Source organism: Microcoleus sp. BR0-C5, assembly GCF_036705045.1.
Classification (GTDB): Bacteria; Cyanobacteriota; Cyanobacteriia; order Cyanobacteriales; family Microcoleaceae; genus Microcoleus.
Genome location: NZ_JAUBTR010000223.1, coordinates 1 through 1,016, shown reverse-complemented (window position 1 = coordinate 1,016; position 1,016 = coordinate 1). Strand labels below are relative to the sequence as shown.

Genomic DNA, 1,016 nt, shown 5'->3' with positions numbered 1-1,016 from the left:
GTTTTTTGCTGGCATTTTTGTATTGATTGACTAAACTAAATTTTTATTATACCCTATTTAAAGGCACAACAGCTTAAGCAACGGAGAGAATTCAAGGGTCATAAAGGTGGAGTTTTAAATGTGACCTTTAGCCCGGATGGTAAATTTTTAGCTACGTCAGCAAAGGATGGCACTGCTCGCTTGTGGGATTTGTCTGGTAAGCAACTGAGAGAATTCAAAGGTCATGAAGGTGCGGTTCTGAGTGTCAGTTTTAGGCCGGATGGCAAACTTTTAGCTACCGCAGGAGCAGATGGCATGGTACGTTTGTGGAATTTATCTGGTCAGAAGGTAAGAGAATTCCCCGCGCATCAAGACTGGATCAACACCGTCATTTGGAGCCATGACGGTCAAACACTGGCTACAGGTAGTAACGATCGCACTGTCCGCTTGTGGGATTTGTCCGGTCATCAATTAAATGAATTAAAAGGTCATATAGGCCCGGTTCTGAAACTCCGTTGGAGTGAGGATGGTAAGCTGCTAGCAACTGCCGGAGCTGACTCAACTGCTCGTCTATGGGATGTATCGGGTCAAGAGGTAGCTGTATTCAAAGGTCATCAAGGGGAGGTCAAGAGCGTCGGTTTTAGTCTCGATGGCAAGCTTCTAGCTACGAGTGGTGAAGATGGAACGGTTAAGTTATGGCGGGTTGAAGGATTAGATGAGCTGATGGTGCGGGGTTGCACTTGGGTACGTGACTATCTCAATAATCCTGATTCCGAAGTTATGCCTGAAGAACGTCACGTTTGTGATGGTATTGGCACTGCTAGTAATTTACCAAAAAAGTAGGAAGCATCAGACCGAAACGAGGACGCAAGTCCTCTGTGGCGATCGCTCTATAACCCACATTCCGCAGATGTGGGTTGGATTTTTTTTACCAGTTGTGAAAACTGGGAACCCAAAAATTTTTGGGTTGAATCTATGCGGTTTTAGGGTTACAGATACTTGTCAAATTTACCTAAACTAACTAAGTTGAAATCATT

General features: G+C 44.4%; 1 protein-coding gene. It reads left to right on the top strand.

Going from position 1 to position 1,016, the window contains the following annotated elements; genetic code table 11:
• Nucleotides 1–39: 39 nt before the first annotated feature.
• Nucleotides 40–822: a WD40 repeat domain-containing protein gene (locus QUB08_RS32060; protein WP_333230346.1), complete on the top strand. Its 783-nt coding sequence runs from the start codon at nucleotides 40–42 to the stop codon at nucleotides 820–822.
• Nucleotides 823–1,016: the final 194 nt, after the last annotated feature.